Source organism: Azoarcus sp. PA01 (genome assembly GCA_001274695.2).
In the GTDB taxonomy this organism is placed as follows: domain Bacteria; phylum Pseudomonadota; class Gammaproteobacteria; order Burkholderiales; family Rhodocyclaceae; genus Aromatoleum.
Map to the genome: position 1 here is coordinate 1880003 of LARU01000002.1, position 24999 is coordinate 1905001.

Annotated in this window: 17 protein-coding genes and 1 pseudogene; 8 read left to right on the forward strand and 10 right to left on the reverse strand. The window is 67.7% G+C overall.

Features of this window, described 5'->3' with window-relative positions; translation table 11 throughout:
* Positions 1-85: 85 nt before the first annotated feature.
* From rocD to PA01_09675, 5 genes and pseudogenes are all read right to left on the reverse strand, one after another.
* Positions 86-1390: an ornithine--oxo-acid transaminase gene (rocD, locus tag PA01_09660; GenBank protein ID KON82427.2), complete on the reverse strand. Its 1305-nt coding sequence runs from the start codon at positions 1388-1390 to the stop codon at positions 86-88.
* A pseudogene (locus tag PA01_18790) lies at positions 1382-2242 on the reverse strand (arginase). Before PA01_18790 ends, rocD begins: the two are co-directional and overlap by 9 nt.
* A gap of 134 nt (positions 2243-2376) precedes the next feature.
* Positions 2377-3906 (reverse strand): ubiquinone biosynthesis regulatory protein kinase UbiB, encoded by a 1530-nt coding sequence (ubiB, locus tag PA01_09665; protein KON81820.1) that lies wholly within the window; start codon positions 3904-3906, stop codon positions 2377-2379.
* A gap of 134 nt (positions 3907-4040) precedes the next feature.
* Positions 4041-6119 carry a TonB-dependent receptor gene (locus tag PA01_09670; protein KON81821.1) on the reverse strand — a complete coding sequence of 693 codons (2079 nt, stop codon included), beginning with the start codon at positions 6117-6119 and terminating at the stop codon, positions 4041-4043.
* 216 nt (positions 6120-6335) lie between these two features.
* Complete coding sequence (locus tag PA01_09675; protein ID KON81822.2) at positions 6336-6794, reverse strand: hypothetical protein; 459 nt, start codon at positions 6792-6794, stop codon at positions 6336-6338.
* 169 nt (positions 6795-6963) lie between these two features.
* Here PA01_09675 and argS point away from each other — a divergent pair, with 169 nt between their 5' ends.
* The 4 genes from argS to PA01_09695 all read left to right on the forward strand — a co-directional run bounded on the left by argS (position 6964) and on the right by PA01_09695 (position 15053).
* Entirely contained in the window at positions 6964-8727 is a 1764-nt protein-coding gene (argS, locus tag PA01_09680; GenBank protein ID KON81823.1) for an arginine--tRNA ligase, read from the forward strand.
* Positions 8728-8750: 23 nt separating this feature from the next.
* Positions 8751-9332 carry an SPOR domain-containing protein gene (locus PA01_09685; GenBank protein KON81824.1) on the forward strand — a complete coding sequence of 194 codons (582 nt, stop codon included), beginning with the start codon at positions 8751-8753 and terminating at the stop codon, positions 9330-9332.
* Between the two features lie 91 nt (positions 9333-9423).
* Positions 9424-10068 (forward strand): thiol:disulfide interchange protein DsbA/DsbL, encoded by a 645-nt coding sequence (locus tag PA01_09690; GenBank protein ID KON81825.1) that lies wholly within the window; start codon positions 9424-9426, stop codon positions 10066-10068.
* A 167-nt stretch (positions 10069-10235) separates the two neighbouring features.
* A complete protein-coding gene (locus tag PA01_09695; protein ID KON81826.1) occupies positions 10236-15053 on the forward strand; it encodes an NAD-glutamate dehydrogenase in 4818 nt (1605 codons plus the stop codon).
* Between the two features lie 25 nt (positions 15054-15078).
* On the opposite strand, the gene PA01_09700 is transcribed toward PA01_09695, so the two are convergent.
* Together PA01_09700 and ald are read right to left on the reverse strand one after the other, a co-directional pair.
* A complete protein-coding gene (locus tag PA01_09700; GenBank protein KON81827.1) occupies positions 15079-16995 on the reverse strand; it encodes a potassium transporter Kup in 1917 nt (638 codons plus the stop codon).
* A gap of 99 nt (positions 16996-17094) precedes the next feature.
* Positions 17095-18228: an alanine dehydrogenase gene (gene ald / locus PA01_09705; protein KON82428.1), complete on the reverse strand. Its 1134-nt coding sequence runs from the start codon at positions 18226-18228 to the stop codon at positions 17095-17097.
* Positions 18229-18336: 108 nt separating this feature from the next.
* On the opposite strand from ald, the gene PA01_09710 reads away from it, so the two are divergent.
* Positions 18337-19167 carry a helical backbone metal receptor gene (locus tag PA01_09710; GenBank protein KON81828.1) on the forward strand — a complete coding sequence of 277 codons (831 nt, stop codon included), beginning with the start codon at positions 18337-18339 and terminating at the stop codon, positions 19165-19167.
* Between the two features lie 36 nt (positions 19168-19203).
* Here PA01_09710 and PA01_09715 read toward each other — a convergent pair whose 3' ends face one another.
* From PA01_09715 to PA01_09725, 3 genes are all read right to left on the reverse strand, one after another.
* Positions 19204-19680 carry a putative toxin-antitoxin system toxin component, PIN family gene (locus tag PA01_09715; GenBank protein KON81829.1) on the reverse strand — a complete coding sequence of 159 codons (477 nt, stop codon included), beginning with the start codon at positions 19678-19680 and terminating at the stop codon, positions 19204-19206.
* A gap of 104 nt (positions 19681-19784) precedes the next feature.
* Positions 19785-21608 (reverse strand): class I poly(R)-hydroxyalkanoic acid synthase, encoded by a 1824-nt coding sequence (gene phaC / locus PA01_09720; GenBank protein KON81830.1) that lies wholly within the window; start codon positions 21606-21608, stop codon positions 19785-19787.
* 21 nt (positions 21609-21629) lie between these two features.
* Positions 21630-22658, reverse strand: a complete 1029-nt coding sequence (locus tag PA01_09725) for an MBL fold metallo-hydrolase (protein KON81831.1) — start codon at positions 22656-22658, stop codon at positions 21630-21632.
* A gap of 138 nt (positions 22659-22796) precedes the next feature.
* Between PA01_09725 and PA01_09730 the strand changes: the two genes are divergently transcribed.
* From PA01_09730 to can, 3 genes are all read left to right on the forward strand, one after another.
* Positions 22797-23234, forward strand: a complete 438-nt coding sequence (locus tag PA01_09730) for a MerR family DNA-binding transcriptional regulator (protein KON81832.1) — start codon at positions 22797-22799, stop codon at positions 23232-23234.
* Positions 23235-23310: 76 nt separating this feature from the next.
* Positions 23311-23778, forward strand: coding sequence for a PaaI family thioesterase (locus PA01_09735; protein ID KON81833.1), 468 nt, complete (start codon positions 23311-23313; stop codon positions 23776-23778).
* A 56-nt stretch (positions 23779-23834) separates the two neighbouring features.
* Positions 23835-24974, forward strand: a complete 1140-nt coding sequence (can, locus tag PA01_09740) for a carbonate dehydratase (protein KON81834.1) — start codon at positions 23835-23837, stop codon at positions 24972-24974.
* The last annotated feature ends 25 nt before the right edge of the window (positions 24975-24999 follow it).

Sequence of the window (24999 nt, forward strand, 5' to 3'; positions counted from 1 at the left end):
CCGACGAACGGATCGACGAACACGAACGGGCGACGACCGTGTCGGACTTCGTCGTCCCGTCCCGCCGGGTGCGAGCGCGCTGCGCTCAGCCGTGCAACGGCTCGTGCTCGCGGCGACGACGTGCAGTCGCGAGCGTCTCGAGGATCACGTCGATGCCGCCGTCGAGCACGGCGTCGTCGATGACCAGCGGCGGCGCGAAGCGCAGCACGGTGTGGTGCGTGTCCTTCGTCGCGATGCCGCGCGCGAGCAGCAACTCGGCACCGGTTGCGGCGTCGAGGAGGCGCGGGTCGAGCTCGATGCCGACCAGCAGGCCGCGGCCGCGCACCGCCTTCACGCACGCGGGCGCGGCGTCGGCGAGCCGCCGCATCAGGTGTTCGCCGAGCCGCGCGGCGTTTTCCCACGGGCGCGTTTCCTCGAGCAGATCGAGGACTTCGAGCGCGACCGCCGCGCCGAGCGGATTGCCGCCGAACGTCGAGCCGTGGTCGCCGGGGTGGAGCACGTCCATGACGGCCGCGTCGGCCAGGAACGCCGACACCGGCAGCAGGCCGCCGCCGAGCGCCTTGCCAAGGATCAACCCGTCCGGATGCACGCCTTCGTGTTCGCACGCGAGCAGTCGGCCGGTGCGCCCGAGCCCGGTCTGCACTTCGTCGACGATCAGCAGCACGTTGTGGCGGCGGCAGATCTCGGCGCAGCGCGCCAGATACCCGTCCGGCGGCACGATGATGCCGCCTTCGCCCTGGACCGCCTCGACGAGGAACGCTGCGGTGTCCGGCGTGATCGCCGCTTCGAGCGCGTCGGCGTCGGCGTACGGGATCAGCGTGAAGCCGGGCGGGAACGGGCCGAAGCCGTCGCGGTACTGCGCTTCCGACGACATGCCGACGATCGCGATCGAACGGCCGTGGAAGTTGCCTTCGCAGGCGATGATCCCGGCACGGTCGGTCGCGACGCCCTTGACCTTGTACGCCCACTTGCGCACCGTCTTGAGCGCGGTTTCGACCGCTTCGAGGCCGGTGTTGACCGGCAGCGCCCGCTCGAAGCCGAACATCGCGCACAGCCGCTCGAGCAGCAGCGGCAGGCGGTCGTTCGAATACGCGCGCGACGTCAGCGCGAGGCGCTGCGCCTGGTCGTTGAGCGCGCGCAGCAGGCGCGGGTGGCTGTGGCCGAAGCTCACCGCCGAATACGCGCTCATCATGTCGAGGTAGCGTCGCCCTTCGACGTCCCACAGCCACACGCCTTCGCCACGGTGGAACACCACCGGCAGCGGCGCGTAGTTGTGCGCGCCGAAATGCTGTTCCTGGGCACGCAGCCGCGCAGTGCCCCGGCCGAGCGCGGCGCCGGCGAATTCGGCAATCCAGCCGGCGCCTGCGCCGAGCGGATCGAGTTCGGGCACGTATTCGACGATCTCGAGCGCCGCGAAGTCGGGGCACGCGCGCAGCGCGAGCAGCGCATTGGAAAGCTCGTCCGCGGCGAGGCCGCCGCTTTCGAGGCACGTCACTGCCGGGAAAATCGCCGGATCGAGTGCGTCGAGATCGAGCGTGACGCCGAACGCCGCGGTGTTGCGTCGCACGACGCCGAGCGCGTCGCAGAACACTGCCGACAGCCCCCGTTCGCGGATCGTCGTCATGTCGAAGATCGTCACGCCGAGCCGCTGCAGGCGCTCGAACTCTTCCGGTTCCCAGGAGCGCGCGCCGATGATGCAGACGTTGTGCGGGTCGAGGCGCGGGCCGGGGATGCCGGTCAGCAGCGCATGGCCTTCGCCGAGCACTGCCGCGAGCGGCATGCCGTGGATGTTGCCGGACTGCGTGCTCGCGCTGGTGTGGCTGTCGAGGTGGGCGTCGATCCAGATCAGCCCGAGCGTGCCGCGCGCCGCGACGCGGCTGGCGATCGCCGGCCAGGTGCCGATCGCGATCGCATGGTCGCCGCCGAGGATCAGCGGGAAGCGCGCCGGGTCGAGCGCGACGAGCTGGTCGGCGACGCTGCGCGCGAGGTCGGCGACGCTCTTCAGGCGTTCCTCCATCGACGCGCCCGGCGCGGCCGAGTCGTGCGGCAGCAGCGTCTGCTCCCAGGTCGCCGTGATGCCGAGGCCGCGCAGCCGCGCGACGAGGCCGGACGCCTGCAGCGCCGCCGGGCCCGCGTCGGGGCCGCTTGCGGGCGCGCCGAGCGCCGACGCGACGCCGAGGATGCTGACAGCGGCATGCGCCGCGGAATCGTTCGAGATATGAAGCGGGGCTGAATGCGTCATGACATCCTCCCATACCGCAGCTGCGGACGAACAAGTCGAAATGCCTGACGGTTCGACGGGGGCGGCAGGGATTCGTTCAGCTGCTGCAGGGCGCGGCGCCGCGTCGCGGGGGCCGCGGCTCGCCTCGGAGGCGCTCAGGTGACGCCGCGGTACAGCTCGATCGTGACGATCGCCGCGAGCAGCAGCGCGACGACGGCGAGCAGGCGTCCCTGGAAGCGCTGCGCCGCGGTGAGGCGCTCGAGCTGCTCGCGCTGGACCGCGTGGTGCAGCGTCGGCTCGACGAGCGCCTGGTGCATCAGGCGCGGCAGCTGCGGCAGCGTGCCGGCCCACGTCGGCGCCTCGTTGCGCACGCCGTGCAGCAGCGCGCGCCAGCCCATGCGCTCGTCCATCCAGCGCTCGAGGAACGGCTTCGCGGTCTTCCACAGATCGAGGTCCGGGTCGAGCTGGCGGCCGAGGCCTTCGATGTTCAGCAACGTCTTCTGCAGCAGCACGAGCTGCGGCTGCACTTCCATCTCGAAACGGCGCGCGGTCTGGAACAGGCGCAGCAAAGTCTTGCCGAACGAGATGTCCTTCAGCGGGCGGTCGAAGATCGGCTCGCAGACCGCGCGGATCGCCCCTTCGAACTCGTCGACGCGGGTGTGCGCAGGCACCCAGCCGGCTTCGATGTGCGCGCGCGCGACGCGGTTGTAGTCGCGCTTGAAGAACGCGAGGAAGTTCTGCGCGAGGTAGTTCTTGTCGACTTCGGTCAGCGTGCCGACGATGCCGAAGTCGAGCGCGATGTAGCGCCCGTCGGCATGCACGAAGATGTTGCCGGGATGCATGTCGGCATGGAAGAAGCCGTCGCGGAACACCTGCGTGAAGAAGATCTCGACGCCGGCGCGCGACAGCCGCGACAGGTCCGTGCCCTGCGCGCGCAGCGTCGCGAGCTGCGAGATCGGCACACCATGCATGCGCTCCATGACCATCACCGACTTGCCGCACCAGTCCCAATAGACTTCCGGCACGACGAGGAGCAGCGAGTCCTTGAAGTTGCGCCGCAGCTGCGAGCAGTTGGCCGCTTCGCGCATCAGGTCGAGTTCGTCGTGCAGGTACTTGCTGAACTCGGCGACCACTTCGCGCGGCTTGAGCCGCCGGCCTTCGATCCACAGCCGGTCGAGCAGCATCGCCGCGGTTTCGAGCAGTGCGAGGTCGTGCGCGATGACGCGCTCGATGCCGGGACGCAGGATCTTGACGGCGACTTCGGTGCCGTCGGGCAACCGGGCGAAATGCACCTGCGCGACCGAGGCGGACGCGACCGGGGTGCGCGCGAACTCGACGAAGACGTCGTCGACCGGCCGGCCGTAGAAGTCCTCGAGGACTTTCAGCGCCTGCTCGGTCGGGAACGGCGGCACGCGGTCCTGCAGCAGCGCGAGCTCGTCGGCGAGGTCGGTCGGCAAGAGGTCGCGGCGCGTCGACAGCATCTGGCCGAACTTGACGAAAATCGGACCGAGCGACTCGAGCGCCTGGCGCAGCCGCACGCCGCGCGGCGCGGACGGCTGGCGCCAGAAAAACACGACGTGCCACAGCCGCAGCAGCCGGCCGCTCGGATCGGCGTCGAGCACCATCTGGTCGAGGCCGAAACGCAGGCCCACGGTGACGATCTTGGCGAGGCGGAACAGGCGCACGTTGGGAAGCCGGCTGCGGGAAAGGCCGGACTGTAGCCGGAAAGGTGGGACGAGGAAAGGCCGCGAACACGCCGCGGCGCCGGACCGCGCGGCGCGTCGCGAACGTTTTCGCCGGCCATGCCCGGCGGGTCGCGTCAGAACGGCACGCGCACTCGGACCGTGACGTTGCGTCCGCTCAGCGGCGCCGCGTTCTTGATGAACGACGTGTGGCTGAAGGCGAGCTCGTCGGTGAGATTGTTCGCCTTGACATAGAGCTGGTAGGCGAGCGCATCGAAGCGCCCGTTGTAGCGGACGGCGAGGTTCGCCATGTGGTAGCCGGACGTGCTGCGCTCGAATTCGGCGACGTCGTTCTGCCGGCCGACGCGATACCACTCGAGCTCGCCTTCCCAGCCGCGCCAGTGCGCGTCGAGACGGACCCCGGCGCGGCGGGCCGGAATGCGCGGCAGGTCACGGTCGCCGTCGCCGCCGGCGAAGCGGGCGCGCACGTAGTCGCCGAACAGCGTGACGCCGAGCATCGTGCCGAGCCGCTGGCGGATCTGCCCTTCGAGACCGGTGAAGTTGACGTCGCGCTGCGCGTATTCGACGAGCTGCAGGCCGTCCCGTTCGTCGATCGTGCGCGCGAAGATGAAGTCCGAGACGCGGTTGCGGAACACGCTGAGCGAGAAAGTCGTGTCGCCGCCGAGCTTGCGCAGGCTGACGTCGAGGTTGTGCGAGGTTTCGGCGTCGAGGTCCGCGTTACCGCGCTCGAACGTCGCGGTCGCCAGATGCAGGCCTTCGGCATACAGCTCCTCCGCGCTCGGCAGGCGCTGCGCGCGCGACAGCGACGCCCCCAGCGCATACTGCGGGGCGAAGTTCCATACCGTGCCGACGGACGCGGAGTTGCCGCGGTGGCGGCGGTCGGGCGCCGCGGCATCGACGTCGATGTCCTGCCATTCGTGGCGCAGCCCGGCGTCGAAGCGCCAGTCGCCGGCCGTGAACTCCTCGATGACGAACGCCGCGTGCCTGCGCGTCAGCGTCGGCGGTACGTACGCCTCTTCGCCGAGCGCACGGAAGTCGCGCCGGGTCGTCTGCAGCCCGACGAGGCCCCGCCAGCCGCCGAGGGGATCGTGTTCGAACTCGACACGCCCGTCGTGTGCCTGGTTGCGGAAGCGCGTCGCGACGGCGCCGTCCTCGATCTCGTCGTGACGATAGTCGGTGCGGCTCGCGCGCACGCGCACTTTCGCGAAGCCGGTGAACGGTTCGAGGTATTCGCCGCGCAGGTCCCAGCGCGCACTGTCGAGCTCGACGAACGGGGCGTCTTCGCCCGCTTCGCCGGGTTCGTCCTCTCCATGGGCGCCGCATTCGAGGAGGTTCCCGACCGCCTCGCATTCCTCGATGCCGTGATTGTGGCCGGGCAGGCCGTATTCGTTCGATTGCTGCGTGTAGGCGAGCCCGACAAAGCCGCGCGTGTCGATCCACGACAGGCCGATGCTGCCGGTGTGCGTGTCGTTGAAGCTGCCATCGACGCGCGAGCCGCCGGACCAGCCGCTGCCGACGCGGTAGTCGCGGGCGTCGCGCTCGAGGCCTTCGGCGTGAATCGCGACTTTTCCGGCGCCGGCCGTCACTTCGAACGCACCGGCCGCTTCGCTCGCCGCGGTGTTGCCGCGAACTTCGACGCTGCCTTCGACGCTGCCGTCGGGGATCGCGATGGGAACCCGGCGGTCGAGCACGTTGACGACGCCGCCGATCGCGCCTCCGCCGTAGGCGAGCGCCGCCGGGCCGCGCAGCACTTCGATCTGTTCGCTGAGCATCGGCTCGACTGCGACGGCGTGGTCGGGGCTGATCGTCGAGGCGTCCATGACTTCCGCGCCGTCGGTCAGCACCTTGACGCGCGCGCCGTCCATGCCGCGAATGATCGGGCGGCTCGCGCCGGCGCCGAAGTGCGTCGAAGTGATGCCGGGTTCGCGGGCGAGCGTCTCGCCGAGCGAGGCTTCGCGGCGCTGGACGAGCGCGTCGCCGGCGAGGACGCTGACCGGGACGCTCATGTCGTCACTGCCGAGCGACAGCGCGCTCGCCGAGACGGTGACGGTTTCGAGTTCGGTTTCGCCGCCGGCCTCGACGCCCGGCGTGGTCGAGAGCTGCGGCGGCCGGTCTTCGGCGGCGGCAGGGGCGGCCGATCCGCCGGCAAGCACGACGACGAGTGCAAGGGTCAAGCGAGGGATCTTTATCGACATCGGGTTTTTCCTGAATTCCGGTGGAGCGAGCAGCGGCTCCGGCGGGCGCGAGGTCGCGTCCTGCGCGGCGGAGCCTACATGGGCGTGGACAAGGGGTGGCGCGGCTGGCACGCGCCGTCCGAATGCGAAGCGAATTGAATGGGGAAACGGCCGGGGCGCATCCCGGGAAGGCTTGCGCCGCTGCGATTGCGATGCAGCGTGGGGGGTGATCCGGCCTCAGGCCGTTCGCGGCGGTGCGCGACAGCGTGGCGGAAGCCGATCGCTGCGGATGGTGATGGCGTTCCCGCCGTCAGGCGGGGAACAGGCCGCGCCGGCGTCGCCGCTCGGACCGGCGCTGGAAGCGAGGGAGAGGTCGATGCCACCGAGCGCCAAACAGTCGTGGCAGAACGGGGCCCGCTCGCTGTCGTCGCCGTCGCCCGCTGCCAGCGTCGTTCCGCCGGTCGCGGCAGTGCCTGCATGTCCGATCACATGCATCAGCGCCCCGGTCTGCACGAGGGCGAGCGCGAGGATCAGCAGCATGCGCAGTGCGAGCGCTCGCGGCAGGTCGCGCCGCAGACGACGGACGAAGCCGGGCTGGGCGCTCACGCAGGACGGAAAAGCGCGCTGCACGTCGGGAAGCCGGTGCCGGCGCCGGTTCCACCCCGTCAGTTGTGGCAGGACGAATGGGGCTGGCATCGGCGCATTCTAGTGGGGGGGTTGCGACAAATGCAACCGTGTTGCAGTGGCCGCATTCGGAGTCGTTGCGACTCGCGCCCGGGAGCACCGCGGCGAGCGGGCGTGGATGCGAGGCGGGAATGGCGGGTCGATCCGCTATAATTCCGCGTTTTACGATTTCCCGAGTGCCATGAGCGCCGATCCGAAAGCCCAACTCGCCGACCTGCTGCGTACCGCGCTCAAGAGCGTGGCGCCGGAACTTGCCGACACCGCCATCCATCTCGAGCGGCCGAAACAGGCCGGACACGGCGACTTCGCGACCAACCTCGCGCTGCAGCTGGCGAAGCCGCTGCGCCGCAGTCCGCGCGATCTGGCGGCGATGCTGCTCGACGAGCTGCCTGCCTCGCCGCTCGTCGCGGCGACCGAAATCGCCGGCGCCGGCTTCATCAACTTCACGCTCGCGTCCGCGGCGAAGACCTCGGTCGTGAACCAGGTGCTCACGCAGGGTGCCGCGTTCGGGCGCGGCACGCGCAGCGGCGTCACGGTGCAGCTCGAATTCGTTTCCGCGAACCCGACCGGGCCGCTGCACGTCGGCCACGGTCGCGGCGCCGCGTACGGCGCGTCGCTCGCGTCGGTGCTCGATTTTGCCGGTTGCAACGTTACCCGCGAGTACTACATCAACGACGCCGGCCGCCAGATGGACATCCTCGCGCTGTCGACGTGGCTGCGCTACCTCGCGCTGTACGGCGTCGATATCCCGTTCCCGCCGAACGCGTACCAGGGCGACTACGTCGTCGAGATGGCGCGCGCGATGCGCGAAGGGCACCAGGACCGCTTCGCCCGCGTCAGCGCCGAACAGGTGCTCGACGGGGCGCCGGGGCTGCCGATTGCCGAGCGCAAGGACAACGAGGCGAAGACGCAGCGCGAAGACCATCTCGACACGCTGATCGCCAACGCGAAGCGGCTGCTCGGCGAGGACTATCACTTCGTGCATGGCTTCGCGCTCAACGAGCAGCTCGGCGACGGGCGCGATGATCTCGAAGAGTTCGGCGTGCATTTCGACAAGTGGTTCTCGGAGAAAAGCCTGTTCGACACCGGGCTCGTCGACCGCGCGGTCGCCGAGCTCGAAAAGCGCGGCCACGTCTATCTGCAGGACGGCGCGAAGTGGTTCCGCTCGACCGCGTTCGGCGACGAGAAGGATCGCGTCGTGCAGCGCGAAAACGGCCTGTACACGTATTTCGCGTCCGACATCGCGTACCACCTGAACAAGTACGAGCGCGGCTACGACCGCATCATCGACATCTGGGGCGCCGATCACCACGGCTACATTCCGCGCGTCAAGGGCGCGATCGCGGCGCTCGGCCTGCCGCCGGAAAAGCTCGAAGTGACGCTGGTGCAGTTCGCGGTGCTGTATCGCAACGGGCAGAAGGCGTCGATGTCGACGCGCTCGGGCGAGTTCGTCACGCTGCGCGAGCTGCGCCGCGAAGTCGGCAACGACGCATGCCGCTTCTTCTACGTGCTGAGAAAGAGCGACCAGCACCTCGATTTCGACCTCGACCTGGCGAAAAGCCAGAGCAACGAGAACCCGGTGTATTACGTGCAGTACGCGCATGCGCGCGTCTGCTCGGTGCTCGAGCAGTGGGGCGGCGACGCAGCCGAGCTGCGGGCCGCGCAGCTCGATCTGCTCGGCAACGAGCGCGAGCTCGCGCTGTGCGCGCGCCTCGGCAGCTTCCCCGAGCTGATCCAGAACGCCGCCGCGGATTACGCGCCGCACCAGCTCGCGTTCTACCTGAAGGACCTCGCCGCGGAGTTCCACAGCTGGTACAACGCCGAGCGCATGCTCGTCGACGATCCCGCGCTGCGTCTGGCGCGGCTCGCGCTGGCAGCAGCGGTGCGACAGGTGCTGGCGACCGCGCTGGCGCTGCTCGGCGTGTCCGCGCCGCAGTCGATGTAACGTCCCAACGTCCGGAGAAGCTCGTGAGCCGCGCCCCCAAGTCCCGGCCGACCACCCGCCGCCCGCCCGCCAAAAGCGGCGGCGGGGTGATCGTCGGCATCTTCATCGGCCTGATCCTCGGTGCGCTGTTCGCGGCCGGCGCAGCGTGGTGGTTCACCCGCTCGTCACCGTTCCAGGCGCCGCAAGGCAGCGGCAGCGTGCCGAGCCGCGTGCCGTCGGCGCCGGATCAGCCGCCGCTGTCGTTGCCCGGCAAGCCGGGCGATCGCCCGGTCGTCAAGCCCGACTTCGAGTTCTACAAGATCCTGCCGCAGGGCAACGTCGCGCCGGCCGAAGTCGCGCCCGCTGCGCCGCCTGCGCCGCCGGTCGCCGAGCGGCTGTATCTGCAGATCGGCGCTTTCGAGAATCCCGCCGAAGCCGACAACCTCAAGGCGAGGCTCGCGCTCGCCGGCATCGAGGCGAGCGCGCAGCGCGCGCAACTGCCCGACGGGCGAACGATGCACCGCGTGCGCATCGGCCCGTTCGCCAAGCCGGAAGACATGAATCCGGTGCGCACACGGCTTGCCGACGCCGGCTTCACCGGCACCGTCGTGAAAGCCACCCCCTGATTCGCGTTTCGATGCCGCCGGCAGCGACGTTCGCGGGAACGTCCGCGCGCGGTGGCCGTCCGAGACATTGTCATCAACACGGGAGCAATGCATGAATCGTCGTCTCGCCCTCAAGCAACTCGCCGCGCTCGGCGCGCTGTCCACGCTGGGCGCCTCCGCCTCCGTTTTCGCCCAGCGGCAGGCTTTCCAGACGCTCGGCACGAAAGTGCCGACCGAAGTCGCAGGCAAGGTCGAAGTGATCGAGTTCTTTTCCTACGGCTGCCCGCACTGCCACGACTTCGAACCGCTGCTCAACGGCTGGGCGAAGAAGCTGCAGGGCGACGTGAACTTCGTCAAGGTGCCGATCACGTTCAACCGTCCCGAATGGACGGCGCTGGCGCGGCTCTACTACACGCTCGAAGCGATGGGCCAGGCCGAAGAGAAAGGGCCGGCAGTGTTTGCCGCGATTCACGACCAGCGGCAGCCGCTGTACCGGGAGGACGCGCTGATGCAGTGGGTCGCCGGTTCGGGCCTCGACAGCAAGCGCTTCAGCGACATCTACAAGTCGTTCGGCGTGCAGTCGAAAGTGCAGCGCTCGAACCAGATCGCCGCGGCCTACAAGGTCAGCGGCGTGCCGATGATGGCCGTCGACGGCCGCTACACCGTTTCGGCGAGCTCGGCGGGCGGCTTCGAGCAGATGCTCAAGGAAGTCGATCAGCTGATCGCGCGCTCGCGCAGCGAGCAGAAAAAAAGCTGAATTTCGTCACCACCCGCAGCCCCGGCCGACGCGCGCGGCCGGATAACCCTACGGCGTAAAAGCTTCTTTCGCCTCGCGCCTGATCCGGGTATCGTTTTCGACGGAAGCGGGGCGGCGCCCGTATGACGCCGCGTTGCACAGCCCGTCTTCGACAAACGGAGGCAGCGATGCAGGCACTTCACGCGGACGTCGATGCCGCGCGATTCGACGCGGTTCTGGAACAGATCGCGAACAAGTTGCCGGCCCACCAGGCGGTGCTGATCGAGCCGTTCGCGCGGCGCTGGTTCGGCCAGGTCGCGCCGGAAGATCTCGCCGACCGCTCGGTCGACGACCTGTACGGCGCGGTCGTCAGCCACTGGCAGTTCGTGCGCAAGCATCGCGGCGGCACGCGCTTGCGCGTGTACAACCCGAAGCTCGAAGAGCACGGCTGGGAATCCACGCACACTGTCGTCGAGATCGTCAATGACGACATGCCGTTCCTCGTCGATTCGATCACGATGGAAGTCAATCGGCAGGGGCTGACGCTGCACCTGATCATCCATCCGGTGATGCGGGTCGTGCGCGATGAAGCGGGCCAGTACCTCGGCATCGCCGAAGACGGCGACACGCGCGGGCATTACGAATCGATCATCCACGTCGAAGTCGACCGCCGCACCGAGGCGCACGACGTCGAGGCGCTGCGCAACGGGCTCGAGCGCGTGCTCGCCGACGTGCGCGCAGCCGTCACTGACTGGCCGGCGATGCAGCAGCGCGTCGTCGAGATCATCGAGGGCATCGAGCAGAACCCGCCGCCCGTCCCGCCGGAAGAGACCGCCGAGACGGTGGCTTTCCTGAAGTGGCTGCTCGACGAGAACATCGTGCTGCTCGGCTGTCGCGACTACGAGCTGGTCGCTGCCGACGGCGACAGCGAACTGCATATCCGGCCCGGCTCCGGGCTCGGTCTGCTGCGGGAGCGTCCGGGAGAGAACGTGTCGCGCTCGTTCGCCGCGCTGCCGATGAACCTCAAGGCGACGCTGCCGAATCTGCCTGTGCTGCTGACCGTGACCAAGTCGAACACGCGCTCGACGGTGCATCGGCCGGGGTTCATCGACCGTTTCAGCGTCAAGGTGTTCGACGAGAACGGCCGCGCGCGCGCCGAGCGCCGCGTCATCGGGCTGCTCGCGTCGACCGCGTACAGCACCAGCCCGAGGCTGATCCCGTTCCTGCGCCGCAAGGTCGACGCGGTCGTCGAGCAGGCCGGCCTGCTGCCGAAAAGCCATGCCGCTAAAGCGTTGCTGACGATCCTCGAGCGCTACCCGCGCGACGAGCTGTTCCAGATCTCGACCGAGGATCTGTACCACCAGGCGATGGGCATCCTGCGGCTCGGCGAGCGTCAGCGCACGCGCCTTTTCGTCCGCACCGACCCGTTCGCGCGCTTCGTCTCGTGCCTGATCTACGTGCCGCGCGAGCACTACAACACCGACCAGCGGCTGCGCATGCAGGCGGTGCTGATGGAAGCGTTCAACGGCAGCAGTGCCGAGTTCGACGTGCAGTTCTCCGAATCGGCGCTGGCGCGCGTGCTGATCATCGTGCGCACGCGCGACTCGACGATTCCGCCGTTCGACGTGCACGAGCTCGAGCAGCGCCTGGTGCGGGCGACGCGGCGCTGGGAGGACGAACTGCAGCGCGCGGTCCTCGAACACTGCGGCGAGGAGCGCGGCATGGCGCTGCTGCGCCGCTACGCCGACGGTTTTCCGGCCGGCTACCGCGAGGAATACGCGCCGCGCGTCGCGGTGTTCGACATCGAGCAGATGGAAGCGCTCGCCGATGACCGCGACCTCGGCATGAGCCTCTACATCCCGCTCGAAGCGCCGCCGGGGCGGCTGAATTTCAAGATGTACCGCGTCGGCGCGCCGGTGCCGCTGTCGCAGAGCCTGCCGATGCTCGAACGCATGGGGGTGCGCGTCATCGACGAGAAACCGTCCGAGATCGAGCGCCAGGACGGGCGCTGTGTATGGATCCACGACTTCGGGCTGTCGTACGCGGGCGCCGAGGAGCTCAACCTGGACCAGCTGCGGGCGCTGTTTCACGACGCGTTCCTGCACGCGTGGCGCGGCGACATCGAGAGCGACGACTTCAACCGCCTGACGCTGCTCGCCGGGCTGACGTGGCGCGAAATCGTCGTGCTCCGCGCTTACGCGAAGCACATGCGTCAGGCGGCTTTCACGTTCAGCCAGGCGTACATGGAGCAGACGCTTGCCGCCCACCCGAAGCTCGCGCGGCAGCTGATCGACCTGTTCGCGCTGCGTTTCGACCCGGTGCTCGGCGGCGCGCGCGACGCACAGGCGGCAGCGCTCGTCGCGAGCATCGAGGAGGCACTGAACACCGTCGCCAACCTCGACGAAGACCGCATCCTGCGCCAGTTCCTCGCGATGGTGCTGGCGACGCTGCGCACCAACTACTACCAGCGCGCCGCCGGCGGCGGGCCGAAGCCGTACCTGTCGCTGAAGCTCGATCCGCGCCGCATCCCGAACCTGCCGCAGCCGCTGCCGATGTTCGAGATTTCGGTCTATTCGCCGCGCTTCGAAGGCGTGCATCTGCGCGGCGGGCGCGTCGCGCGCGGCGGCCTGCGCTGGTCCGACCGCATGGAGGACTTCCGCACCGAAGTGCTCGGCCTAGTGAAGGCGCAGATCGTCAAGAACGCCGTCATCGTGCCGGTCGGCTCGAAAGGCGGCTTCGTCGTCAAGAACCCGCCCGCCGGCGACCGCGAGGCGCTGCTCGCCGAAGGTGTCGAGTGCTACCGCACGTACCTGCGCGGCCTGCTCGACGTGACCGACAACCTCGTGCAGGGCGAGGTCGTGCCGCCGGTCGATGTGCTGCGCCACGACGACGACGACCCTTACCTCGTCGTCGCCGCGGACAAGGGAACGGCGACGTTCTCCGATCATGCGAACGCGGTGGCCGCCGAATACGGCTTCTGGCTCGGCGACGCGTTCGCGTCCGGCGGCTCGGCGGGCTACGACCACAAGAAAATGGGCATCACCGCGCGCGGCGCGTGGGAGTCGGTCAAGCGCCACTTCCGCGAACTCGGGCTGAACACGCAGGAACAACCATTCACCGTCGTCGGCATCGGCGACATGTCCGGCGACGTGTTCGGCAACGGCATGCTGCGCTCGCGCACGATCCGGCTCGTCGCCGCGTTCGACCACCGCCACATTTTCATCGACCCGACTCCGGACGCCGAAAGCTCGTTCGCCGAACGCGAGCGCCTGTTCGCGTTGCCGCGCTCGTCGTGGGACGACTACGACAAGGCGCTGATCTCGACCGGCGGCGGCGTATGGTCGCGCCACGCGAAATCGGTCCCGCTGTCGCCGCAGCTGCGCGAGGCGCTCGACATCGAAGCCGAGATCCTGTCGCCGGCCGAGCTGATCCGCGCGATCCTCACCGCGCCGGTCGATCTGCTCTACAACGGCGGCATCGGGACGTATGTCAAGGCGACGAGCGAGACCGACGCCGCGGTCGGCGACCGGGCGAACGACGCGGTGCGCGTCAATGGCGCGGCGCTGCGCTGCCGCGTCGTCGCCGAAGGCGGCAACCTCGGCGTCACGCAACTCGGACGCATCGAATACGCGCTGCGCGGCGGCAAGATCAACACCGACGCGATCGACAACTCCGGCGGCGTCGACTGCTCGGATCACGAAGTGAACATCAAGATCCTGCTCGACAGCGTCGTCGATGAAGGCGACCTGACCGACAAGCAGCGCAACGTACTGCTCGTCGAGATGACCGACGAAGTCGCCGGCCTCGTGCTGCGCGACAACTACGGCCAGACGCAGGTGCTGTCGGTGACGCGCTCACGAGGTGTCGCGCTGCTCGGCGAGCAGGCCGAATTCATCCGCCGCCTCGGCCATGCGGGGCGCCTGAATCGCAAGCTCGAGTTCCTGCCGATGGACGAGGAGATCGCCGAGCGGGCGCTCAAGCAGGTCGGCCTCGTCACGCCCGAGCTCGCGGTGCTGCTCGCATACAGCAAGATCGAGCTGTTCGACGAAGTCATCGCCTCCGACGTGCCGGAGGACCCGTACATCTCGGCTGCGCTGAAGAACTATTTTCCGCAGCCGCTGCGCGAACGCTATGCGGCGCAGATCGAGCGCCATCCGCTGCGCCGCGAGATCATCGCCACGCATGTCGTCAACAGCATGATCAACCGCGTCGGGCCGACTTTCGTCAGCCGGCTGCACGGCGAACTCGGCGCGACGCCTGCCGAAGTCGTCCGGGCGTACATGGCGAGCCGCGAAGTGTATGGCCTCGTTCCGACGTGGCGCGACATCGAGTCGCTCGACAACGTCGTCGCCGACGCGGTGCAGACCGAGATGATCATCGAGTCGGTTCGGCTGATCGAGCGCGGCGCGGTGTGGTTCCTGCGCCACCGCGACTGGATCGCCGACCTGCGGGCGACACTCGACTATTTCTCCGCAGGAGCGGCCGAGCTGTCGGCCGGGCTGCGCGACTTCGTCCAGCCGGCGTATCGCGAAGTCCTCGACATCGTCGCCGCGGGTTTCATCGAGAAAGGCGTGCCGGCACCCCTCGCGCAGCGCATCGCGTCGCTCGACGAGCTGTATTCGGCGCTCGATCTCGTCGAAGTCGCGGCGGAAACCGGACGGCCGGAAGCGACGGTCGCGCGCGTGTATTACGCGCTCGGCGACCAGCTCGACCTGTACTGGCTCGGACTGCAGATTTCCGCGTTGCCGGCCGAATCGCGCTGGCAAGGGCTCGCGCGCAGCGCGCTGCGCAGCGAGTTGTCGAACCAGGCGCGCATCCTCGCGGCCGAAGCGCTCCGGCATTGTCCGGGCGTCGAACAGCCCGAAGTGGTGATTGCCGCGTGGGAAGCACGCAACCGCAGCACCGTCGAGCGTTACCGGCATCTGCTCGCGGACGTGAAGACCGCCGCGCAGACCGACATGCCGATGCTGTCGGTGCTGCTGCGCGAGCTGCGCAACATGAGCTGAAAAGCGCCGGGCCGGCGCCGCAGGGCTACAGCTCGACCTGCGTGCCGAGCTCGACGACGCGGTTCGGCGGGATGTGGAAGTAGTCGGCCGCACTGCCGGCGTTGCGGAACATGACGATGAAGAGCTTTTCGCGCCAGCGCGGCATGCCCGAACCGACGCGCGACACGAGGGTTTCGCGGCCAAGGAAGAACGATGTCTCCATCATGTCGAATTTCAATCCGAAATCTGCGCACTGCATGAGCGCCGCCGGCAGGTTGGGGTCGTCCTTGAAGCCGTAGTTCACGCGCACGCGGTAAAAGCCGTAGTCGAGTTCCTCTACGACGACGCGCTCGCTGTCTGGAACGTGCGGTACGTCGGCGGTTTCGACCGTCAGCAGCACGACCCGGCGGTGCAGCACCTTGTTATGCACGAGGTTGTGCAGCAGTGCGCGCGGCACGCCTTCGAGCCAAGTCGTCATGAATACCGCGGTGCCGTCAACGCGCGGCGAAGGGTTGTTGAACATCGACCGGATGAAGCTGTCGAGCGGCATCGTGTCGGTGCGGATGCGGCTGTTGAGCAGTTCGCGGCCGCGCTTCCAAGTCGTCAGCAGCGTGAAGATCAGTGCCCCGATCAGTAGCGGGAACCAGCCGCCGGCGAGAATCTTCACGGTGGTCGCGGAGAAGAACGCGACGTCGACCGCGAGGAACACGCCGAGGAAGAGTCCGGCCTGCAGCCTGCCCCAGCCCCACAGCGCGCGGACGACGACGAACGCGAGCAGGGTGTCGATCATCATCGTCAGCGTGACTGCGATGCCGTACGCCGACGCGAGCGCGCTCGACGAGCGGAAGCCGACGACCAGCGCGATCACCGCGCCGAGCAGCATCCAGTTGATGCTCGGCACGTAGATCTGGCCCATCTCGCGTTCCGACGTGAAGATCGTGCGCATGCGCGGCGCGTAACCGAGCTGCATCGCCTGGCGGGTCAGCGAGTAGGCTCCGGAGATCACCGCCTGGCTGGCGATGATCGTCGCCAGCGTCGCCATCGCGACCATCGGGTACACCAGCGCGTCGGGCACCAGCAGGTAAAACGGATTGCGCACGTTGTCGGGGTGATCGAGGATCAGCGCGCCCTGGCCGAGGTAGTTCAGGTACAGCGACGGAAACACGATGAGGAACCACGCGAACTTGATCGGCCGGCGGCCGAAGTGGCCCATGTCCGCATACAGCGCCTCGCCGCCGGTGATCGCGAGCACGACCGCGCCGAGCGACAGCCAGCCGACCAGCGGCATATCGGCAAAGAAGCGCAGCGCCCAGCGCGGGTCGAGCGCGCCGAGGATTTCAGGATGCAGCGTTATGCCCAGGATGCCCAGCACCGCGAGCAGGGCGAACCACACCAGCATCACCGGGCCGAAGATCCTGCCGACACTGCCGGTGCCGTGGCGCTGCATCAGGAACAGTGCCAACAGCACGACGAGCGCGGCCGGCAGCACATACGGGCGGAAAGCCGGCGTCGCGACCTCGAGGCCTTCGACCGCCGACAGCACCGAAATCGCCGGCGTGATCATGCCGTCGCCATAGAACAGCGCGGCCCCGAACACTCCCAGCGCCGACAGCACCCAAGCCTTGCGGCCGGGCGGCACCGCGTGCAGCACGAGCGAGGTCAGCGCCATGATGCCGCCTTCGCCGCGGTTGTCGGCGCGCGTGATGAAAACGACGTATTTCGCCGATACCACGAGCACCAGCGCCCAGAACACCAACGACAGGATGCCGTAGACATTCTGGGGCGTCACCGGCACCGCATGCGGGCCGTTGAAGACTTCCTTCAGCGTGTAGAGCGGGCTTGTGCCGATGTCGCCATACACGACGCCGATCGCGGCGACCGCGAGTCCGGTCGGGCCCTGGCGCGGACCGGGAGCCTCGGCAGCTGCGGCGGCGGAAGTATTCACACGGTCGAGTGCCTGCATGAATACTCCCGGGGGACTTTGCGCGAGGCGTGTAGATTAGCGCAGCGCACCATCACGGACGAGCAGATTTTCACGCTCCGGGAAATGAATCCGGAGCGCTCACGGCGTCGCCGTGGAGGCAGCCGCGAGGTCGCGCCCGTCGCCGGGCTCGACGCCCAATGCCGCGGCGACGCCGGGATGCATGACGCGCCCGTCCCAGATGTTCAGCCCCCGCGCCAGATAGGGATCGTCGCGCAGCGCCTCGCGCCAGCCCTGGTCGGCGAGCGCGAGCACGCAGGGCAGCGTCGCGGCGTTCAGCGCGAGCGTCGAAGTTCGCGCGACTGCGCCCGGCATGTTCGCGACGCAGTAATGCACGACTTCGTCGACGACGAAAGTCGGATCGGCATGAGTCGTCGGGCGGGAAGTCTCGAAACAGCCGCCCTGGTCGATCGCGACGTCGACGACCACGGTGCCCGCGCGCATCCTGCGCACGATGTCGCGCGTGACGAGCTTCGGCGCCGCGGCACCGGGCACCAGCACCGCGCCGATCACGAGATCGGCGTCGAGCACTGCCGCTTCGATCGCGTCGGCGCTCGCGTGCAGCGTGTGCAGCTGCGTGCCGAAGCGCTCGCCGAGACGGCGCAGGACGGCCACCGACCGGTCGACGATCGTCACTGCGGCGCCCATGCCGAGCGCGATCAGCGCGGCATTGCTGCCGACGACGCCGCCGCCGAGGATCACGACGCGCGCCGGCTCGACGCCCGGCACGCCGCCGAGCAGCAGCCCGCGCCCGCCGGCTGCTTTCTCGAGACAGTGCGCGCCGGCCTGCACGCTCATCCGCCCGGCGACTTCCGACATCGGCGCGAGCAGCGGCAGCCCGCCGTCGGCGTCACCGACCGTCTCGTACGCGATCGCGGTGACGCCGCTCGCGAGCAGGTCGTTCGCCTGTTGCGGGTCCGGCGCGAGATGGAGGTAGGTGAACAGCACCTGGCCGGCGTTAAGGCGCATGCGCTCGGCGGGCTGGGGCTCCTTGACCTTGACGATCAGTTCGGCTGCGGCATACAGCGCCGCGGCGTCGTCCTCGATGCGGGCGCCGGCGTGCCGGTAGTCGTCGTCGCTCGCGCCGATGCCGCGCCCCGCATCGCGCTCGACGATCACTTCGTGGCCGTGCGCGACGACTTCGCGGACGCTCGCCGGCGTGAGCCCGACGCGATACTCATGGACCTTGATTTCCCTCGGTACGCCGACAAGCATGTTGAACCTCCCGGGCAGGTGGCCGCACGCCGGCGGGCGCGACTCGGGCAGCGGCGCGCTTGCCGCATCGCCTACAATCGCAGTCTTCGCCGACGACCGCACATCGAAATGCAAGTATCCACGATCCCGCCCGAATCCGCCGCCCTCGAAGACGCCGCCGGCGTCGTGCACCGCCGTGCCGAAGGGCCGGTACGCATCGTGTCGCTGGTGCCGTCGCTGACCGAACTGGTATGTGAGCTCGGTCTCGCCGACCAGCTCGTCGGGCGCACCGGCTTCTGCATTCATCCGCGCGATATCGTCAGGAAGGTGGCGAAAGTCGGTGGCACGAAAGACGTCAGGATCGACGCCGTGCGCGCCCTCGAAGCCACGCACCTGATCGTGAATATCGACGAGAACCGGCGTGAGACGGTCGACCGGCTCGCGGCGTTCATCCCGAACGTCATCGTCACCCACCCGTGCGCGCCGGAGGACAATTTCGGGCTGTACCGGCTTTTCGGCCGGATCTTCGATCGCGACGCCGAAGCGGGCCGGCTGGCCGCGGATCTTGCCGGCGCGCTCGACGCGGCGCGCGCCGTGGCCGCGTCGCTGCCGCCGGAGCGGGTGCTGTACCTGATCTGGCGCGAGCCGTGGATGAGCGTGTCGCGCGACACCTATATCTCGGCGACGCTGCGTGCGGTCGGTTGGGAAACGCTGCCGGACGAGACCTCGAGCCGTTATCCCGAAATCGCCTGGCAGGCGTCGGCGGTCGTGCAGGCGCAGCGGGTGCTGCTGTCGTCCGAACCCTACCGTTTCCGCGCGTTGCATCTGGACGAGGTCGCGCGCCTGTCCGACCGGCCCGCGGCGCTGATCGACGGCACAATGACGTCCTGGTACGGCAGCCGCGCCGCGGCCGGCTTGCGCTATCTCGCGCGGCTGCGGGAGCGGCTCGCCGCTGGGTAGGGAAGTTCGCGAGGTGCTCGGACGCCGGCAGCCGCCTCAGCGCGACGCGAACGCCTGCGCGAAGTTTTCCGGCGTCAGGACCGCGAACAGCGGCCGCAGCAGGCGGTGGCGGTTGAGCTTCAGCAACGCCTTGTCGCGGCTGACGAGATGGCTCGCTTGGCCGTCGCGCGCGATCTCGAGAAACTTCTGGTCGTCGCGGTCGCGACACAGCGGCAGTGCCGGCAGCGCTTGCGCCGGTCCGTCGACCCCGACGGGAGCGTCGCGGTCGGGGAGGAGCGTGACGCGAGCGGCGTAGCCGGCGAGGATCGCCGCCTGACGTTCGGCGGCGACGCCGAACTGGCGGTACGCGAGAACGTGGCGCAATTCGTCGAGCGCGTCGCCGCGCGTGACGAGGGCGAAATCGCAGCCCTCGATCGCATCTCGCAAGCGCCTCAGCGCCGGGTCTTCGAAAAGCCACAGCGCCATGACGGTGTTCGTGTCGAGGACGATGCGCGGGCAGGGCAAGTCGGGCATCGCGTCTTCCGGAGGCAGCGGTCGAGATCAGCGGGTCGACGACAGCGGGTCGACGACAGCGAGGGGGCCGCAGCCCCCTCGTGACGTGCGACCGGCGATTCGCGTCAGGCCGCCTGGTTTGCGTCGAGGCGGACTTTGACGAAGGAGCCGGGCGCGTCCTCGATCGCCTTGAGCTTGCCTTTCGCCGGGTCGCGCGCGTCGACCTGTTCGGGATCCTGCGGCACGACCCAGCCCTGCCAGTCGGTCCACCACGAGCCTTGCTGGTGCTGCGCGCCTTCGAACCACGCGTCGGCGTCCTGCGGCAGCTTTGCCGACGGATTCAGCCAGTAGCCGTACTTGTTCGACGCCGGCGGGTTGACGATGCCGGCGATGTGGCCGGAGCCGCCGAGCACGAAGCGCACCGCACCGCCAAGCGCCTGCGCGCCGGTGTAGGTGCTTTTCCACGGCGCAATATGGTCTTCGAGCGTCGAGATGAAGTAGCACGGAATCTTGATCTTCGACAGATCGATCGGCACGCCGTCGATGACGATGCCGCCCGGCTCGACAAGCCGGTTTTCCATGTACATCGTGCGCAGGTAGTAGCTGTGCATCTTCGCCGGCATGCGCGTCGAGTCGGAGTTCCAGTACAGCAGGTCGAACGGGAACGGGTCCTTGCCCATCAGGTAGTTGTTCACGACGAAGGACCAGATCAGGTCGTTCGCCCGCATCATGTTGAACGTGCCGGCCATCTCGGAACCTTCGAGGTAGCCGCGCTCGAACATTTTCTTCTCGAGGCTCGATACCTGGCCTTCGTCGATGAACACGCCCAGTTCGCCGGGCTCCGAAAAGTCGATCATCGTCGTGAAGAACGTCGCCGAAGCGATACGTTTGTCCTTCTTGCCGGCAAGGTACGCGAGCGTCGTCGCCAGCAGCGTGCCGCCGAGGCAGTAGCCGCAGACGTTCACTTCCTTCTCGCCGGTCTGCTTCTCGATCGCGTCGAGCGCCGCGACGATGCCTTCGTGCACGTAGGACTCGAACGTCTTCTCGGCGAGGCGCTCGTCGGGGTTCACCCACGACACGACGAACACCGTGTGGCCCTGGTCGACGCACCACTTGATGTACGAATTCTTCTCGCGCAGGTCGAGGATGTAGAACTTGTTGATCCACGGCGGCACGATCAGCAGCGGGCGCTTGAGCACTTTGTCGGTGCGCGGCGTGTACTGGATCAGCTGCATCATGTCGGTCTGGAACACGACTTTGCCGGGCGTCGTCGCGACGTTGCGGCCGAGTTCGAACGCGGTCGTGTCGGTCATCTTGACGCGCAGCTGGCCGCCGCCGTCTTCCATGTCGCGCAGCAGGTTGTTCAGGCCCTTGATGAGGTTCTGGCCGTTGTTCTTGACTGTCTCGCGGAACACTTCGGGATTCGTCAGCGCGAAATTCGACGGCGACAGCGCGTCGATGTACTGGCGCGTGAAGAAGTTCACCTTCTTCTGCGAGTGCTCGTCGAGCCCTTCGACGCAGCACACCGTGTCATGCACGTGGCGCGCGGTGATCAGGTACGACTGCTTGATGAAGTCGAACAGGAAATGCTCTTCCCACTGCTCGTCCTTGAAGCGCTTGTCGGTCTTCTCCGGCTGCGCGATCGGCGCGCCGTGCATGCCCATGACGCGCAGCATCGAATGCTGCCACAGCGAGAAGTAGTCCCACACCAGGTTCATCTGCGACTGCGCGAGCTTGTAGGGATTGGCCAGCAGCTTGGCCATCATGTCCATGAACGCCTGCGCGATGCCCAGCTCGTCGCTGGGCGTGGAGACGCCTTTCTTGAGCTGGCGCTGGACGTGCTCGCTGATCAGGTGCGAAGCGCGCTGTGCGACTTCGGCGTAGGTCTTGGCGACCTCCTTCGGATCCGGCAGCTCGGCAAATACGTTCTCGGGGGTGGGTGCAGCCATCTCTCTATTGCTCCTGTTTTTTCATGCAATGCGTTCGAATCGGGTCGTGCCGTCGTCGCTGGCCAGTCTGCGAGCCTCGTTTCTATTGACGAGGTAGTTGAGGTGGGCGATCGCTTCTCCCATCGCGAACATGACCTGGTGCGTGTCCAGTTCGCGGGGAAACAGTGTCGAAAGGACGTCCGCGGCGCTGCCGGGCGTTACGAGCGCGCCGAGCAGTTCGTCGCAGCGTTCACGGTGGTGCGTTTCGAGCTGTGCGATTCTCGCCCTGATGCCGCGGAATGGTCGACCATGCGATGGTAGCACGAGCGTATCGTCGGGCAAGTCCTTGAAGCGATTCAGCGAATCGAGGAACCAGCCGAGCGGATCGTCATTCGGCGTCGCCGCATAAACGCTGACGTTCGTCGAAATGCGCGGCAGCAGCATGTCACCCGAAATGAGTATCCCGAGCTGCGCGCAGTACAGGCTGGCGTGCTCGGGCGCATGACCATATCCTACGATGACGTGCCACTCGTGGGCGCTGATCGTCACGACATCGCCGTCGAACAGGCGGTGATAGGCCGTGGGGAGCGTTGGCACGCCGCGGCGATAACCGTTGCCGCGGTCGACGAGGGCGGCCTGGCGCGCGTCGTCGAGTCCGTGGCTGCGGAATTGCGCGACCATGTCGGTGACCGAGTATCCGGGCAGCTGGTTCCAGATCGCGTGGCCATACAGGAGCTCGCCCTGCGTCATCCACACCGGCGCGCCGTCGCGCGCGGCGAGCCAGGTCGCCAGGCCAAGATGGTCGGGATGGTGGTGGGTGACGAGGACACGCCCGACCGGGCGCCCGTCGTTCGCGAGGATCGTGCTCCAGTGCTCGCGCACTTCGTCGAGGCTGAAGCCGGTGTCGATCACGGCGAGCGTTTCGCCGTCGTCGAGCAGCCACAGGTTGATGTGGTCGAGGGCGAATGGCAGCGGCATCCGCACCCAGCTCACCCCCTTCGCCACGGCGAGCGTCTCGCCGCCGGCAGGGGTCTCGCTGAACGGGTACTGCAGTTCGGTAAGACGGGTCATCGAGTTCTCTCCGTTGGACGGGGCAAGCAATCGCCGATTGCTCAAACCCCTCAATTCTGATTAACTTTTCTGCTCTTTCAGCGCGGCTGCTTGCGCGCGACGCAATCGACCAGGCCGTTTTACTTCGGGCACCGATCAATGGCAAGCGAACAAACCTACACCATTACCGAACTCGCGCGCGACTTCGACGTCACGCCTCGGGCGATCCGCTTCTACGAGGACCAGGGGCTGCTGAAGCCGTCCCGGGCCGGGCGCACGCGCATCTATTCCAAGTCCGACCGTACCCGCCTCAAGCTCACGCTGCGCGGCAAGCGCCTCGGCCTGTCGCTCGCCGAAATCAAGGAATTGCTCGAGATGCACGGTGGCGTGCGCAATCCCGCGGCGCAGCTGGTGCGTTTCCTCGTCGTGCTCGCCGACCGCCGTGAAGCGCTCGAACAGCAGCGCGAGGACATCGAAGCGGTGCTCGGCGAGATCGCGATGCTCGAAAAACAGTGCTCCGATCTGCTCGGCCACGATCCCGGCGGCGCGGCGGCGGCACGTGCCGAAATCGTGCGCCGCATGCGGAGCGGGGCTTGATTTTTTTCGCCGTTAGTTTACGTTGACGTAAACGTAATAACAACTGGAAATTCTACAATCCAGACGAGGAGACCGGATGAGATACGAGCTGCCGATTTTCCAGCCCAAAGACCCCGGGTATGCAGATCGCGTCCGTGAAAGTTTCCGCCTGCAGCAGGCGATGGCGCTGATCGGCGCGCAGTTGCCCGTCGTCGAGCCGGGCCATGTCGAGATCCACCTGCCGTTCAAGCCGGAAATCACGCAGCAGCATGGCTTCATCCATGGCGGCGTCGTCGGGATGATCGCGGATTCCGCGGCCGGCTACGCGGCGAACACGTTGACGCCCGCCGGCACCAGCGTGCTGACCGTCGAATACAAGTTGAACCTGCTTGCGCCGGCCGACGGCGAACGGCTCGTCGCGCGCGGCGAAGTCATCAAGCCCGGACGCACGCTGCTGATCACGCGCGCGGAAGTGTTCGCGATCAGGCGCGAGCAATGGACGTTGTGCGCGGTGATGCAGCAGACGATCATGGCGATGCATGGCAGGAAGGAAGGGGTCGAGTGATTTCAGCTGCCGCGGCGCGGTCGCGGTGTTACAGACAAAACTGAAGGAAATTTTCTGTGCCAGTCGAACTTCGCGTGTTGGGCGCCGATGACGGAGTCTACCTCGACCACGTCCGCCAGTTCTTCCGCAACTATGCCGCTTCGATCGGCGTCGACTTGTGTTTCCAGGGTTTCGGCGACGAGATGGCGTCGTTGCCGGGAGCGTACGGGGCGCCGCAGGGCCGGCTTTTCTACGCCGAACTCGACCGGCAGCCCGCGGGCTGCGTTGGCATCCGCCCGTTCTCCGACGGCATCTGCGAAATGAAGCGGCTGTACGTCGAGCCGACGCTGCGCGGGCTGGGCGTCGGTCGCGAACTGGTCCTCGCGGCGATCCGCGCGGCGAAGGACATCGGGTACCGCCGCATCCTGCTCGACACGCTGCCGACGATGCGCATCGCCGTGAAGCTGTATCGCGAACTCGGCTTCACCGAAGTGCCGGCTTACTACCCGACGCCGGTCGAAGGGACGCTTTTCCTCGCGCTGGACCTCGAAAACTGGTCCGAGGAAGAAGTGGCGAACGAAAACCTGTTCCACCTCTTCGATTACAACCGCGCCTGGGCGAGGCAGATGCAGCACATCGACCCCGGTTTCTTCGAGAAACTGTCGAAGCTGCAGGCGCCCGAATACCTGTGGATCGGCTGCTCGGATTCGCGCGTGCCGGCGAACCAGATCGTCGGTCTGCTGCCGGGCGAAGTGTTCGTGCATCGCAACGTCGCGAATGTCGTCGTGCATACCGACCTGAACTGCCTGTCGGTGATCCAGTTCGCCGTCGACGTGCTGAAAGTCAAGCACATCATGGTCGTCGGCCACTACGGTTGCGGCGGCGTGAAGGCGGCGCTCGGGCGCGAGCGGGTCGGCCTCGTCGACCTGTGGCTGCGCCACGTGCAGGACGTGCACGTCAAGCACCGCCAGGCGGTCGATCGGCTACCGCCGGAGCTCGCGCACGACCGGCTGTGCGAGCTGAACGTGCTCGAACAGGTCGTCAATGTGGCCCAGACTGTGGTCGTGCAGGACGCGTGGAAACGCGGCCAGCCGCTCGCGGTGCATGCCTGGATCTACGGGCTGAAGAACGGCCTGGTGCGTGACCTGGGCCTCAACGTGACGCGCCCCGAAGACCTGCTGCCGCGCTATGTCGCGGCGCTCGAAACGCTGGCCTGAGAGCCGGTGATCCCCATAAGCCGTA

Excerpts from the sequence above, each read along its gene's own strand:
- PA01_09670 (KON81821.1), bottom strand. The coding sequence starts at position 6,119 with ATGTCGATAAAGATCCCTCGCTTGACCCTTGCACTCGTCGTCGTGCTT.
- PA01_09675 (KON81822.2), bottom strand. The coding sequence starts at position 6,794 with ATGCCAGCCCCATTCGTCCTGCCACAACTGACGGGGTGGAACCGGCGC.
- argS (KON81823.1), top strand. The coding sequence starts at position 6,964 with ATGAGCGCCGATCCGAAAGCCCAACTCGCCGACCTGCTGCGTACCGCG.
- PA01_09690 (KON81825.1), top strand. The coding sequence starts at position 9,424 with ATGAATCGTCGTCTCGCCCTCAAGCAACTCGCCGCGCTCGGCGCGCTG.
- PA01_09695 (KON81826.1), top strand. The coding sequence starts at position 10,236 with ATGCAGGCACTTCACGCGGACGTCGATGCCGCGCGATTCGACGCGGTT.
- PA01_09700 (KON81827.1), bottom strand. The coding sequence starts at position 16,995 with ATGCAGGCACTCGACCGTGTGAATACTTCCGCCGCCGCAGCTGCCGAG.
- ald (KON82428.1), bottom strand. The coding sequence starts at position 18,228 with ATGCTTGTCGGCGTACCGAGGGAAATCAAGGTCCATGAGTATCGCGTC.
- PA01_09710 (KON81828.1), top strand. The coding sequence starts at position 18,337 with ATGCAAGTATCCACGATCCCGCCCGAATCCGCCGCCCTCGAAGACGCC.
- PA01_09715 (KON81829.1), bottom strand. The coding sequence starts at position 19,680 with ATGCCCGACTTGCCCTGCCCGCGCATCGTCCTCGACACGAACACCGTC.
- phaC (KON81830.1), bottom strand. The coding sequence starts at position 21,608 with ATGGCTGCACCCACCCCCGAGAACGTATTTGCCGAGCTGCCGGATCCG.
- PA01_09725 (KON81831.1), bottom strand. The coding sequence starts at position 22,658 with ATGACCCGTCTTACCGAACTGCAGTACCCGTTCAGCGAGACCCCTGCC.
- PA01_09730 (KON81832.1), top strand. The coding sequence starts at position 22,797 with ATGGCAAGCGAACAAACCTACACCATTACCGAACTCGCGCGCGACTTC.
- PA01_09735 (KON81833.1), top strand. The coding sequence starts at position 23,311 with ATGAGATACGAGCTGCCGATTTTCCAGCCCAAAGACCCCGGGTATGCA.